At 67.8% G+C, this 12,368-nt stretch carries 10 protein-coding genes; 7 read left to right on the top strand and 3 right to left on the bottom strand.

Annotated elements, in window-relative coordinates; genetic code table 11:
• The first annotated feature begins 93 nt into the window (after positions 1-93).
• Positions 94-2,112: a M13 family metallopeptidase gene (locus tag ACFQZV_RS01730; protein WP_378751661.1), complete on the top strand. Its 2,019-nt coding sequence runs from the start codon at positions 94-96 to the stop codon at positions 2,110-2,112.
• Between the two features lie 44 nt (positions 2,113-2,156).
• Positions 2,157-3,116 carry a serine hydrolase gene (locus ACFQZV_RS01725; RefSeq protein WP_378751659.1) on the top strand — a complete coding sequence of 320 codons (960 nt, stop codon included), beginning with the start codon at positions 2,157-2,159 and terminating at the stop codon, positions 3,114-3,116.
• A 99-nt stretch (positions 3,117-3,215) separates the two neighbouring features.
• Here ACFQZV_RS01725 and purU read toward each other — a convergent pair whose 3' ends face one another.
• From purU to ACFQZV_RS01710, 3 genes are all read right to left on the bottom strand, one after another.
• A complete protein-coding gene (gene purU, locus ACFQZV_RS01720; RefSeq protein ID WP_378751657.1) occupies positions 3,216-4,097 on the bottom strand; it encodes a formyltetrahydrofolate deformylase in 882 nt (293 codons plus the stop codon).
• A 118-nt stretch (positions 4,098-4,215) separates the two neighbouring features.
• Positions 4,216-5,508 (bottom strand): glutaminase A, encoded by a 1,293-nt coding sequence (gene glsA / locus ACFQZV_RS01715; RefSeq protein WP_378751655.1) that lies wholly within the window; start codon positions 5,506-5,508, stop codon positions 4,216-4,218.
• Between the two features lie 86 nt (positions 5,509-5,594).
• The gene (locus ACFQZV_RS01710; protein WP_378751654.1) at positions 5,595-7,187 is read right to left on the bottom strand and encodes a peptide MFS transporter; all 1,593 of its coding nucleotides are present in this window, start codon (positions 7,185-7,187) and stop codon (positions 5,595-5,597) included.
• A gap of 57 nt (positions 7,188-7,244) precedes the next feature.
• Between ACFQZV_RS01710 and ACFQZV_RS01705 the strand changes: the two genes are divergently transcribed.
• The 5 genes from ACFQZV_RS01705 to ACFQZV_RS01685 all read left to right on the top strand — a co-directional run bounded on the left by ACFQZV_RS01705 (position 7,245) and on the right by ACFQZV_RS01685 (position 12,358).
• The gene (locus tag ACFQZV_RS01705; RefSeq protein WP_378751652.1) at positions 7,245-7,943 is read left to right on the top strand and encodes a GNAT family N-acetyltransferase; all 699 of its coding nucleotides are present in this window, start codon (positions 7,245-7,247) and stop codon (positions 7,941-7,943) included.
• A gap of 103 nt (positions 7,944-8,046) precedes the next feature.
• Positions 8,047-8,232: a hypothetical protein gene (locus ACFQZV_RS01700; protein WP_378751650.1), complete on the top strand. Its 186-nt coding sequence runs from the start codon at positions 8,047-8,049 to the stop codon at positions 8,230-8,232.
• 56 nt (positions 8,233-8,288) lie between these two features.
• Positions 8,289-9,422 carry an o-succinylbenzoate synthase gene (gene menC / locus ACFQZV_RS01695; RefSeq protein WP_378751648.1) on the top strand — a complete coding sequence of 378 codons (1,134 nt, stop codon included), beginning with the start codon at positions 8,289-8,291 and terminating at the stop codon, positions 9,420-9,422.
• Between the two features lie 117 nt (positions 9,423-9,539).
• On the top strand, positions 9,540-10,874 hold the full coding sequence (locus ACFQZV_RS01690) for an alpha-hydroxy-acid oxidizing protein (RefSeq protein WP_378751646.1): 1,335 nt from the start codon (positions 9,540-9,542) through the stop codon (positions 10,872-10,874).
• Between the two features lie 95 nt (positions 10,875-10,969).
• Positions 10,970-12,358 carry a glycine--tRNA ligase gene (locus tag ACFQZV_RS01685; protein WP_378751644.1) on the top strand — a complete coding sequence of 463 codons (1,389 nt, stop codon included), beginning with the start codon at positions 10,970-10,972 and terminating at the stop codon, positions 12,356-12,358.
• The last annotated feature ends 10 nt before the right edge of the window (positions 12,359-12,368 follow it).

Here is a 12,368-nt window from a genome sequence, read left to right as displayed (position 1 = left end):
ACCGAGCCTAGGGTCGACGACCGATCTCGTTCGCCCACTCTTCACCCACAGACACCCACGCGGGTGTCAGACTCGGCGCTTATCCTGGTTCGCATGACCGACGCCCTTCCCTCCGGTATCGCTCTCGACGAGCTCAGCGCCGACATCCGCCCGCAGGACGACCTCTTCCGCCACGTCAACGGTGCGTGGATCGACCGCACCGAGATCCCCGACGACAAGGCGCGTTGGGGCTCGTTCCACCTCATCGCCGAGCAGGCGGAGAAAGACGTCCGGGCCATCGTCGAAGAGTCCCAGAGTGCCGAGGCGGGCACCGAGGCGCGCAAGATCGGCGATCTGTACACGAGCTTCATGGACACCGAGCGCATCGCCGCGCGCGGTGCGGAACCGCTGGCCGGACAGCTTGCGCTCGTCGACGCGGTCGACTCGATCCCCGCACTCCTGCGCACGATGGGCGTGCTCGAGCGTGAGGGTGTCGCGGGTTTCGCGCACGTCTACGTCGAACCCGACCCCGGCAACCCCCAGCGGTACGTCCCGTTCCTCGTGCAGGGCGGGCTTTCGCTCCCTGACGAGAGCTACTACCGGCTCGACAGCTTCGCTGAGACGCGTGATGCATTCCGGGGGCACGTCGAGCGGATCCTCGCCTTGGCGGGCGTGGCGGATGCCGCGGCATCCGCTGATCGCATCGTCGCCCTCGAGACCGAGATCGCTTCGCATCACTGGGACAACGTCAAGAGCCGTGACGCGGTGGCCACGTACAACCTCACGGCGCGGGCGGACGTCGAGGCGATGATCGGGTTCGACCTTCAGCCGTGGCTCGACGCAGTCGCCCCCGACAACGCCGACGCGTTCGCCGAGATCAACGTCTACCAGCCCAGCTTCGTCGAGGGCCTCGGCGCTCTGATGACCGCCGACCGCCTCGAGGACTGGAAGGCGTGGCTGCGATTCGCCGTCGTGCACGCCAACGCCCCCTTCCTCACCGACGCGTTCGTCGAAGAGAACTTCTCGTTCTACGGCACCCAGCTGACCGGCGTTCCCGTCAACCGCGAACGGTGGAAGCGCGGCGTGAGTCTCGCCGAAGCGGCGATGGGCGAGGCGATCGGGCGTGTCTACGTCGAGCGGCACTTCCCGCCGCGCGCGAAGGAAGCGATGGACGAACTCGTCGCCAACCTCATCGAGGCCTACCGTCAGTCGATCACCGAACTCGAGTGGATGAGTCCCGAGACCCGCGAGCGGGCCCTCGCCAAGCTCGACACCTTCACCCCGAAGATCGGCTACCCGGTTCGGTGGAAGGACTACACCTCGCTCGAGATCGATCCCACCGACCTGGTCGGCAACGTGCGGCGCGCCAACGAACACGAGCATTCCCGTCAACTGGCGAAGATCGGCAAGCCCGTCGACCGCGACGAGTGGTTCATGACGCCGCAGACCGTCAACGCCTACTACAACCCGCTGATGAACGAGATCGTCTTCCCCGCGGCGATCCTGCAGTATCCGTTCTTCGACGCAGATCGGGATGCCGCAGCCAACTACGGGGGAATCGGCGCGGTGATCGGGCACGAGATCGGCCACGGCTTCGACGATCAGGGCAGCCGCTTCGACGGTGACGGGTCGCTGCGTGACTGGTGGACCGACGAAGACCGCGCCGCGTTCGAGGAGCGCACCGCGTCGCTCATCGCCCAGTACGACGAGCTCACGCCCACCGGCCTCCCGGGCGACCACAAGGTCAGCGGGGCGCTCACCATCGGTGAGAACATCGGTGACCTCGGCGGTCTCGGAATCGCGCTCAAGGCCTACGCACTGTCGCTCGGTGCCGAGTCGGTCGCCGAAGGTGTGCCGACGTTCGACGCCGACTCAGAGGCCGCGGACGTCGAGGCGCCCGTCATCGACGGATACACGGGCGTGCAGCGCGTGTTGCTGTCGTGGGGCCAGATCTGGCAGCAGAAGGGACGCGATGCCGAGACGATCCGATTGCTCACCATCGACCCGCACTCGCCCAATGAGTTCCGCTGCAACCAGATCGTGCGCAACGTCGACGCGTTCTACGATGCGTTCGGCGTCACCGAGTCCGACGAACTGTGGCTCGCACCGGAGCAGCGCGTCACCATCTGGTGATGCGTCCGCATCCTTCCCCCTCCCCCCAATAACGGAAGGACCCCGTGGGTACCCCTCCCGAACCCTCAGACACCGGGGCGACCTCGCCCGCCGCAGGGTCAGCCCGTCGTGACGCGCAACCGTTGCGGCGGGCGCACCGCCCCACGAGGCGACTGCCGCGCCGCGCCGCCGCCGAGCGGCGGACATTCACCTCGACGCTGAAGGCCCTCGACGATCTGGCCGGCGCGGGCGCCAAGATCTCCGTGCGGATCACCGATCTCGATCGGGGCACCGAGGTGCTTGCGGGCGACGACTTCGTGACCCTCCCCGTCGGCGGGCTCGGGATCGTTCCGTTGCTGGTGGAGGTCGCCGCCGGGTTCGAGGCGGGCACCCTCGACCCGCAGGAGTCCATCGACCGCGCCCAGGTGGACGACGTCGGCGTCGCCGGTGTGTGGCAGCACCTCACGACCCCGACATTGTCCCTTTCGGATCTCGCGGTGTTGGCTGCCGCCGCCGGCGACGCCCTGGCCGCCAACGCCTTGCTCGACCGCGTCGGCATGCCCGCCGTACGGTCCCGGATCGAACAGTTGGGATTGGAGCGATCCGCTCTTCTGGATCGGTTCCGCGACCGCCGTGGTCCCGATGACGCGCCCCATGTCGCCCTGGGCTCGTCGCGTGAGCTCGCCGATCTCTTCCGCGCCCTCGTCAATGCCGACGCGGTGTCGGCGGGGGTGAGCGCCCAGGTCGCGGAATGGCTGAGCCTCAACCACGACCTGTCGCTGGTGGCATCCGCGACGGGACTCGACCCCTTCGCCCACGATCACGACGCCCACGACCTGCTCTTCATCAACAAGACGGGGCGGGAGGACGGCGTCCGCGTCGAGGCGGGGGTCCTCGCGGGGCCGCGAGCGGGCGTCTCCTATGCGCTCATCGTGTGCTTCGACGACCTGTCGATCATGCACCGGATGCGCGCGCACGAGGCGTTCCGGACGCTCGGCCTCGATCTCATGGAATACGTGTACTGACGACGATTCTCCGCACCGCTCTTCGGTCCCGTTGCCGATACGCAGGAGCAACCGGAGGTTTCCGGCATCCGGCGGCGACGCGCCGCAGAGAAGGGCGGGTCAGAAGACGATCGTGTGATTGCCGTGACGGATGACGCGGTCTTGGGCATGCCACAGCACGGCCCGTGAAAGCACCTGTCGCTCGACATCGGCGCCGCGCCGGGCGAGTTCGGCCACGGTGTCGGCGTGCGTGACGCGGATCGTGTCCTGATCGATGATCGGGCCTTCATCGAGATCACCCGTCACATAGTGCGACGTCGCGCCGATCAGTTTCACGCCGCGTTCCTTCGCCTTCTTGTAGGGCTCGGCGCCGATGAACGCCGGCAGGAACGAGTGGTGGATGTTGATCACCGGCACGCCCAGTCGCTCCAGGAATTCGGGCGACAGGATCTGCATGTATCGGGCCAGCACGACGAAGTCGACGTTGCCGTCGAGCAATTCGAGGATCCGCTCCTCCGACGCTGATTTGTCTGGGCCCGAGACCGACGGCACGTGGAAGAACGGCACACCGAAAGAGCGCACATCCTCGGCCGACGTCGTGTGGTTCGAGATGACCATCGGCACCGTGACGGGCAGGTCGCCTCGCCGGTGGCGCCACAAGAGGTCGAGCAGGCAGTGGTCCTGTTTCGAGGCGAGGATCGCCATGCGCTTGGGCGTGGACTGATCGGTGATCGACCACTCGAGATCGAACCCGCCACCCAGGGTCGCCGCGAGGTCGGCCTCGATCTCGGGCAGCGCCCCCTCGAGGCCGGGCCGGTGGAACACGACACGCTGGAAGTACGCGCCGCCGGTCGGATCATCCGAGTACTGGTCGAAAGCGACGATGTTGCCCTGGTTGCGGGTGATGAGCGCCGACACCGCAGCGACGATCCCGGGGCGGTCCTCACCGTGGACGATCAGGCAGGCATGGTCGGTGAGCGAGGATGCGGGTACAGCGGTCATGCATCGATTCTGCCCTGTCAGGCGTATCTCGGAGGACCGGGAGTCCGGGAGATCCAGCCGCTTCAGCTGAAGATCGCCGAGCTGCCGCCGCGTCGCGGCGACCATGGTTTCGCGGGGTTCAGTCCCCGAGCACGTGGTCGGGATCGTGCAGTGCCAGTCGCGGGCGTCCGTCGGGCGCGGAGCCCGCGCGCTCCGCGGCGCCCCGGAATATGCGCGCGGCGGACGGGCCGACCCGCGTGACCGAGCTGAAGTCCAGCGTGAGGGAGCGGCCGACCATCAACTCGGGGAGCATGCTCAGCACCTGCTCGCTGTCGCTGAACTTGAAGTCGCCGCGCAGAACGGCCGTGGTGTCGCGATCATCGTCGGGTCCGGAATGCGTGATGTCGGCAATCGGTGACAGCGGGTCCGCGCGATGCTCGAGCATGTGCAAGCCGAACTCCTTGCTCAGCTGCTCGAGCATCCCCACGCCGCGCACGCTGTTGCCCCGTGCATCGAGCCGCGGGCTGAACGTGCCGACGCCGAACTGGTCGGGCTGGAGAGCGACGATCCCACCTCCCACCCCGCTCTTGGCGGGCAGTCCGACGCGCACCAGCCAGTCGCCCGACGCGTCGTACATCCCACAGCTCGTCATGACGGCGATGGTCCACCGAGCGACGTCTTCGCTCACGACGCGTTCGCGAGTGAGTGGATTGATGCCGCCACCGGCGAGCGTGGCTGCCATCATTGCCAAGTCGCGCGCGTTGACGCGCAGGGAGCACTGTCGGAAATAGGCGCGGGTGGCGACCTCTGCGCTGGACGCCAAGGTGCCGGCAGCCTGGGCGAGGTAGGCGAGAGCGCGGTTGCGGTCACCGGTGTCGAGTTCTGAGAGGTACACGTCCTCGTCGACGTCGAGCCGGCGCCCGGCGAACGCGGACAGGCCATCGCGAACGACCGCGAACTTCTCCGCGTCGTCGTCGCCGGCGATCAGTGAGGTCGTCACAATCGCACCCGCGTTGATCATCGGGTTGAGAGGGCGTCCGGACGTCTCCTCGAGACTGATCGCATTGAAGGGCTCGCCGCTGGGCTCGAGTCCGACATGCTCGGTGACAGCGGCGAGGCCGAGCGCGTCGAGCGCGAGGGCGAACGTGAAGGGCTTCGATATGGACTGGATCGTGAACTCGGCCTCGCTGTCGCCCCACGCATGGATGGTGCCGCGGACGCTCGCCAATGCGATGCCCAGTTGCTCGGGATCCTGGCGGGCGAGTTCAGGGATGTACGAGGCCACCTCGCCATCGGTGAGCGAGCGTGCGTGCGTCAGCACGGACGTGAGCGCGGTGCGCAGCGGTTGGGAGTGCGCGGGGGAAACGGGCTGTGGCGAGAGCCGCGCCGGATCCATCGCGTGGTGATCACGGGCTTCGTCGCGCGGGGCCATGCGCTCAGCCTAGGGTGTGCACGCGCGTGCGCTGGGACGCTCTCGGCGGAAAGCTCGACAGGCCGCAGGCGCGGCGGCGTGCGCCGTCAGCGCACGCCTTTCATCAGTGTGAGCACCGGCTTGACCGATGCCAGCAAAGCGACGCCCAGAGCGATGGCGATCGCCCCCAACAGCAGGAAGTACGGCACCTCGTCGTGCGGGTCGTAGAAGCCCGCCGCCCATCCGGCGATCGACGTTCCGAGCGCGACCGACAAGAAGTACAACGCCACCATCTGCGTGTGGAACCGCTCCGGAGCCAGCTTGGTCGAGACCGACAGGCCGACCGGCGAGATGAACAGCTCGGCGATCGTGAACACCAGCAGGATGCCGACGATGGCCAGCAGCGGCGTCGAGTTCGCCGGGCCGTTGGCCCACGGGAGGAACAGCAAGAAGGCGGTTCCCATGATGATCGCCCCGACCGCGAACTTGACCGGCGTCGACGGCTGCCGGGATCCGAGCCTCGTCCACACCGCGGCGAAGACACCGGACAAGATGATCACGAAGATCGGGTTGATCGAATTGACCCACGAGATGGGCATCTCCCACCCGAAGATGCTGCGGTTCAGACGTTCATCCGAATAGATCGTCAGAACCGTGAACTGCTGTTGATACAGCGACCAGAAGCCGACGTTCACGATGAACAACGGGATGAACCCGAACACACGCGAGCGCTCGGTCGCGGTGACGGCGCGCGATGCGGTGATGACGGTGAAATACGCCACGGCGGCCACGAGGGTCGCCGCGATCACGATCAGCGCGAGGTTGTCGGCGCGGATGACGCCGACGAAGACCAACCCCACGAGGGCGGCGATGCCCGCGAGCGCGATGCCGACGACGAGCGGGCGTCGGCTGCGCGGCAGGGGATTGGGAACAACCCGCGCCTCGGCGGGGAGATGCTTGCGGCCGAACGAGTACTGGATGAGGCCGGCCGCCATGCCCACGGCTGCGAGGCCGAAGCCCCAGTGGAACCCCATCGTCGACTGCAGCAGCCCCGTCAACAGCGGACCGAAGAACGCCCCCAGGTTGATGCCGAGGTAGAACAGCGAGAAACCGGCATCCCGTCGCACGTCATCGGCGGTGTAGAGCGTGCCGACGACCGAGGTCGCGTTGGCCTTCAAGCCCCCCGAGCCGAGCGCGACCAGAACCAGGCCGACTCCGAGCCCCCAGGCGTTCGGAAGGATCGCGAGCGCGACATGGCCGGCCATGATCACGATGGCGCTGTAGTAGAGCACCCGCTCCGACCCGAGCAGGCGGTCGGCGATCCACGCGCCCAGAATCGTCGACAGGTACACGGTGCCGCCGTAGGCGCCGACGATTCCGGTCGCGACCTCCCGGTCGATACCGAGGCCCCCCTCCGAAACCGAGAAGTACATGTAGATGAGCAGGATGCCCTGCATGCCGTAGAAGCTGAACCGCTCCCACATCTCGACGCCGAAGACGTGCGCGAGGGCGAACGGCTGACCGAAGAACCGTGTGTCGGGATCACCCGTGGTGCCGTGCGTGGCCGCATCGTCGGTGCCGCTCTCTGCGGCCGCGGTCACGCGCGTGGTGTCGTCGCCGGAGAGGTCTCCGGCTGCGGTCGCGCCATCCGGTGGGCCGACCGGCACCTGTTCGGGTTCGTTCTCGGAGCGGGGGGTCATCGCGCCAGGTTATCGGCACGCGTTCCTCGCGGTCACGGGGAGTGACACACTGAACCCATGAGCACGCCGATCGACATCCGCGCCCTCACCACCATCGACGACGTCTTCCGTGCGTCCGACGTGCTGGCCGAGGTGTGGGGCGGCGACAGGGCGGGAATGCCGCCCAACCTGCTGCGCGCACTCGCACACGCCGGCAACTACACCGTCGGGCTGTGGGACGGCGACACGATGATCGGCGCATCCGTCGCCTTCTTCGCCGCCCCCGCCGACCGATCGATGCACAGCCACATCACCGGTGTGCTCCCGGGACGGCAGAGTGGCGGGCTCGGGCGGCTGCTCAAGCACCACCAGCGCGAGTGGGCGCTCGCGCGAGGAGTCGGCCACATCACGTGGACCTTCGACCCGCTCGTCGCGCGCAACGCCCACTTCAACCTGCGCGTGCTCGGTGCACGGGTGACCGACTACTTCGTCGACCACTACGGGCCGATGGATGACGGGGTGAACCGCGGAGACCAAACCGATCGCATCCTCGTGTCATGGGCGCTCGCCGCACCTCCCGCCCCGACCCCCGAACCCGATGACGTGGTCGCAACCGTCGCCGTTCCGCGCGACATCGAGCAGGTGCGTCGCGAGACTCCCGTCGAAGCGGCGGCCTGGCGGACGCGTGTCCGCGACGCCCTCCTGGGCGCGTTCGACGAAGGTCTGCGCGTGGGAGGGTTCGACGGCGATCAGGGGTACCTGCTCGTGCGTGAGTGACCTCACGGCGTATCACCCGGGCACGCATCTTCCTCTTTTTCTGTGAAGTCGCGTTATGAATCGCGCATCGCCCGCTCTCATGAGTGAGCGAAGGGAGCAGGAAATGAAGGACACGACGATGCGTCAGACCATCGAAGACATCGTGCGGGCGATGACGCCCGGCGGCGCGAACGAGCGCCGTCGTTCTCCCCGCGCACCCCGGGTCCCGCGCAACCTGCGTCCTGCCCGAGCTCGCTCGACCTTCCGGCTCCCCGCCGACGTGCGGGTCTCGCGGCGCGTCGCAGCCTGACACACCGGGACCGCCGAAGCCCAGCGTCGTCGCCGGGGTCGGGCTAGCCTGGCGACATGCCCATCGCGTTGCCCGCGGCATCCGTCGCACTCGAAGGATTCGAGTTGCGTGTGCTGCATCTTCCTCTCGTCTCACCGTTCACGACCTCCTTCGGCACCGAAACGGTGCGTGAAGTGATCGTCGTGCGCGCCCTGACCTCGGATGGTGACGGGTGGGGAGAGATGGTGACGCAGCCTGTCCCGACATACTCGAGTGAGTACACGCAGGGAGCCTGGGATGCGGCGTTGCGGTTCCTGGCCCCGGCGCTGTTGGACCGTGGAACGATCGTCCCCGAGCAGATCGCGGGCGAACTGGAGCACTTCATCGGCCACCGCATGGCGAAAGCGGGACTCGAACTCGCCGTCCTCGACGCCGCGTTGCGTGCGCAGGGCCGATCATTCGGAGAGTACCTCGGCGTGACACGCGACCGCGTGCCCAGTGGGGTGAGCGTCGGCATCCAACGTGACCCCGCGGCCCTCGTCGACGCCGTCGGCGGTTACCTCGACGAGGGATACATGCGCATCAAGATCAAGATCAAGCCGGGGCGCGATGTCGAGGACACCGCGGCGGTGCGCGATGCGTTCGGTGCGATCCCGCTGCAGGTCGACGCCAATTCGGCCTTCACCCTCGCGGACGCCGCCACACTCGCCGAACTCGACCGGTTCGATCTGCTGCTCATCGAGCAGCCGCTGCAAGAAGACGACCTGGTCGATCATGCGACCCTCGCGAAGCAGCTGCGCACACCGGTGTGCCTGGACGAGTCGATCACCTCGGCCAAGGCTGCCACTGACGCGCTCGCGCTGAAGGCGGCGTCGATCATCAACATCAAGGCGGGCCGCGTCGGTGGCTACCTTGAGGGTGTCCGCATCCACGACCTCTGCCGAGATGCCGGAGTGCCGGTCTGGTGTGGCGGGATGCTCGAGACCGGGATCGGGCGCGCCGCGAACGCCGCGCTCGCGGCGCTGCCGGGCTTCACCCTGCCCGGCGACGTCTCGGCATCGTCGCGGTTCTACACGCGCGACATCGTCACCGAACCCGTGGTGCTCGAAGAGGGGCACGTCCGCGTGCCGACCGGTCACGGGCTGGGGATCGAGATCGACCTCGTCGCCCTGGACGACCTCACGGTGGCCCGCGAGACCATCCGGCGCTGACCCGGCGTCGGGCTCGGCCCCGCCCAGCCGCCCGTTTGTGCGGAGTTCCGGTCGTTTCGCGGTCATGCGAAGCGGCGCCTTTTCCGCACAAACGGACCACCTGCGTAGGGTGGGGGGATGGGCAACGACGCTCCCGAAGACCACGAATCGGCGCGCGGCATCTCTCGCCGCACGCAGTCCGACATCTACCGCGCGGGCATCAGCGGCACTCGGCCGCTCGTGCCCGTCGACACGCAGGCGCTCGAAGTTGCCGCACGCAAGGCGCTGACACCCGAAGCCTTCGCGTATATCGCCGGCGGCGCGGGTGCCGAGCGCACGATGGCTGCCAACCGTGCCGCCTTCGGGCGCTGGCAGATCTGGCCGCGCCCCCTGCGCGACGTCGGCGAACGCGACCTGTCGATCGACTTCCTCGGCACGAGGCGCCCCTCGCCGCTGCTGCTCGCACCGCTCGGGGTGATGGAGATGGTCGACGACGAGGCCGACCTCGCGGTCGGGCGTGCCGCGGCTTCGCTCGGGATGCCGTACACGCTGTCGAACCAGGCGTCGTACCCGATGGAGGACGTGCGGGACGCGGCCCCCGACGGTTCGCGGCTGTTCCAGCTGTACTGGTCGGCCGACGATGACCTCAACGCATCGTTGTTGCGCCGGGCCGAGTCATCGGGATGCGAGGCGATCGTCGTCACACTCGACACGCACCTGCTGGGCTGGCGCACGCGCGACCTCGACCTCGCCTACTTGCCGTTCACTCGAGGGCTGGGCATCGCGCAGTACACGAGCGATCCGGTGTTCCAGCAGCTCGTTCGTGCCCGTGCCCGTGCCCGTGCCCGCACCGCGACGTCGACCGACGCGCCCGCGGTCAAGTTGACGCCCAAGGCGGTCGCCGCCGGTGTGACCATCGCGCGAAAGGGTCGCGCCCTGACGGGCGCCGGAATTCGCGAGAGTCTGCGCTCACCGCTGCCGCGGGCTGCGGTCGAGACGTTTCTCGATGTCTTCTCGACCCCCGCACTCACCTGGGACGACCTCGCAAAGGCGCGGGAATGGACGAGCCTTCCGATCATCCTCAAGGGGATCGTCCACCCCGACGACGCGGCGCGCGCCGTCGATGCCGGGCTCGATGGCGTCTGGGTGTCGAACCACGGCGGTCGTCAGATCGATCAATCGGTGCCGACGCTGGATGTCCTCCCCGCAATCGCGGACCGCGTCGCCGGACGGGTGCCGATCGTGTTCGATTCCGGTGTGCGCCAAGGGTCGGATGCTGCGATCGCTCTCGCGCTGGGAGCGACGGCCGTCGCGGTCGGGCGTCCGTACGCGTATGGCCTCGGGATCGCCGGCGAAGCCGGCGTGCGCGAGGCGTTGCGCAACATTCTCGCCGAGCTCGACATCACCGTCGGGCTTTCTGGGCACACCGCGGTGCGCGACCTGGATCGCGACGCCCTGCGCGCGGTGGCCTGACCCGACCGCGACGCGGCTGCGGGGTGGGCCGCCAGTAGACTCGGGGGATGCGCCGAACGGCGCGCCCTCACCCCCGCCCGACCATTGGAGCCACCATGGCCGAACAGTCCCGCCTCGACAAAGTCATCGCCCTCGCCCGTCATCGCGGATTCGTGTTCCAGGCAGGTGAGATCTACGGCGGGTCGCGCTCGGCATGGGACTACGGTCCCCTCGGAACGGAGCTGAAGGAGAACATCCGCCGGCAGTGGTGGCAGACGTTCGTCCGCGGTCGTGGCGACATGGTGGGGCTCGACTCGTCGATCATCCTCCCCAAGCGTGTGTGGGAGGCATCGGGTCACGTCGCGACGTTCACCGACCCGCTCGTGGAGTGCCTGCAGTGCCACAAGCGCTTCCGGGCCGACAACCTGATCGAGGACTTCGAAGCCCGCAAGGGGCGTCCCGCCGAGAACGGTCTTGCCGACATCCCTTGTCCGAACTGCGGTACGAAGGGGCAGTACACCGAGCCGAAGGCGTTCTCCGGTCTGGTCAAGACCTACCTCGGCGTCGTCGACGACGAATCGGGGCTGCACTTCCTGCGTCCCGAGACCGCGCAGGGCATCTTCATCAACTTCGGCAACGTGCTCACCGCGAGTCGCAAGAAGCCGCCGTTCGGCGTCGGCCAGGTCGGCAAGGCGTTTCGCAACGAGATCACGCCGGGAAACTTCATCTTCCGCACGCGTGAGTTCGAACAGATGGAGATCGAGTTCTTCACGCCGCCGGCCGAGGCCGATGAGTGGTTCTCGCACTGGGTCGAGGCGTGCTGGAACTGGTTCGTCGACCTGGGCGTCGACCCCACCAATCTGCGACGGTTCGATGTCCCCAAGGAAGACCGTGCTCACTATTCTGCCGGCACCATCGACGTCGAATACCGCTTCGGTTTCGCCGGCAAGGAGTGGGGCGAGCTCATGGGTGTCGCCAACCGCACGGATTACGACCTCACAAGCCACTCGGAGGCGTCGGGTCAGAGTCTGAGCTTCTTCGACCAGGCGTCCGGTGAGCGTTACGTGCCGTACGTGATCGAACCCTCGTTCGGCCTCACCCGCGCGATGATGGCCTTCCTCGTCGACTCGTACCACGAAGAAGAGGCACCCAACGCGAAGGGCGGGACCGACACCCGCACGGTGTTGAAGCTCGACCCGCGTCTGGCACCCGTCAAGGTCGCGGTGCTTCCGCTTTCGCGAAACGAGAAGTTGTCGCCGCTCGCGCGCGGGCTCGCCGACGACCTCCGCGGGCACGGCTGGAACGTCGACTTCGACGACGCGGGAGCGATCGGACGCCGCTACCGCCGCCAGGACGAGATCGGCACCCCGTTCTGTGTCACGGTCGACTTCGACTCGCTCGACGACGACGCCGTCACGGTGCGCGATCGCGACACCATGGCCCAGGAGCGTGTCTCGCTCGACCGGATCGTGCCATTCCTCCGGGAGCGTCTCGCGGGCGCCTGACCCGCCGCAT

This window comes from Microbacterium koreense (genome assembly GCF_042677105.1).
Taxonomy (GTDB): domain Bacteria; phylum Actinomycetota; class Actinomycetes; order Actinomycetales; family Microbacteriaceae; genus Microbacterium; species Microbacterium koreense.
Note: the sequence above shows the minus strand (reverse complement) of the source record. Positions and strands in the feature narration are given on the sequence as shown.

What these genes read in the sequence shown, in the direction of transcription:
- ACFQZV_RS01730 (WP_378751661.1), top strand. Translation starts at nt 94, where the DNA reads ATGACCGACGCCCTTCCCTCCGGTATCGCTCTCGACGAGCTCAGCGCC.
- purU (WP_378751657.1), bottom strand. Translation starts at nt 4,097, where the DNA reads ATGACCGCTGTACCCGCATCCTCGCTCACCGACCATGCCTGCCTGATC.
- glsA (WP_378751655.1), bottom strand. Translation starts at nt 5,508, where the DNA reads ATGGCCCCGCGCGACGAAGCCCGTGATCACCACGCGATGGATCCGGCG.
- ACFQZV_RS01710 (WP_378751654.1), bottom strand. Translation starts at nt 7,187, where the DNA reads ATGACCCCCCGCTCCGAGAACGAACCCGAACAGGTGCCGGTCGGCCCA.
- ACFQZV_RS01705 (WP_378751652.1), top strand. Translation starts at nt 7,245, where the DNA reads ATGAGCACGCCGATCGACATCCGCGCCCTCACCACCATCGACGACGTC.
- ACFQZV_RS01700 (WP_378751650.1), top strand. Translation starts at nt 8,047, where the DNA reads ATGAAGGACACGACGATGCGTCAGACCATCGAAGACATCGTGCGGGCG.
- menC (WP_378751648.1), top strand. Translation starts at nt 8,289, where the DNA reads ATGCCCATCGCGTTGCCCGCGGCATCCGTCGCACTCGAAGGATTCGAG.
- ACFQZV_RS01690 (WP_378751646.1), top strand. Translation starts at nt 9,540, where the DNA reads ATGGGCAACGACGCTCCCGAAGACCACGAATCGGCGCGCGGCATCTCT.
- ACFQZV_RS01685 (WP_378751644.1), top strand. Translation starts at nt 10,970, where the DNA reads ATGGCCGAACAGTCCCGCCTCGACAAAGTCATCGCCCTCGCCCGTCAT.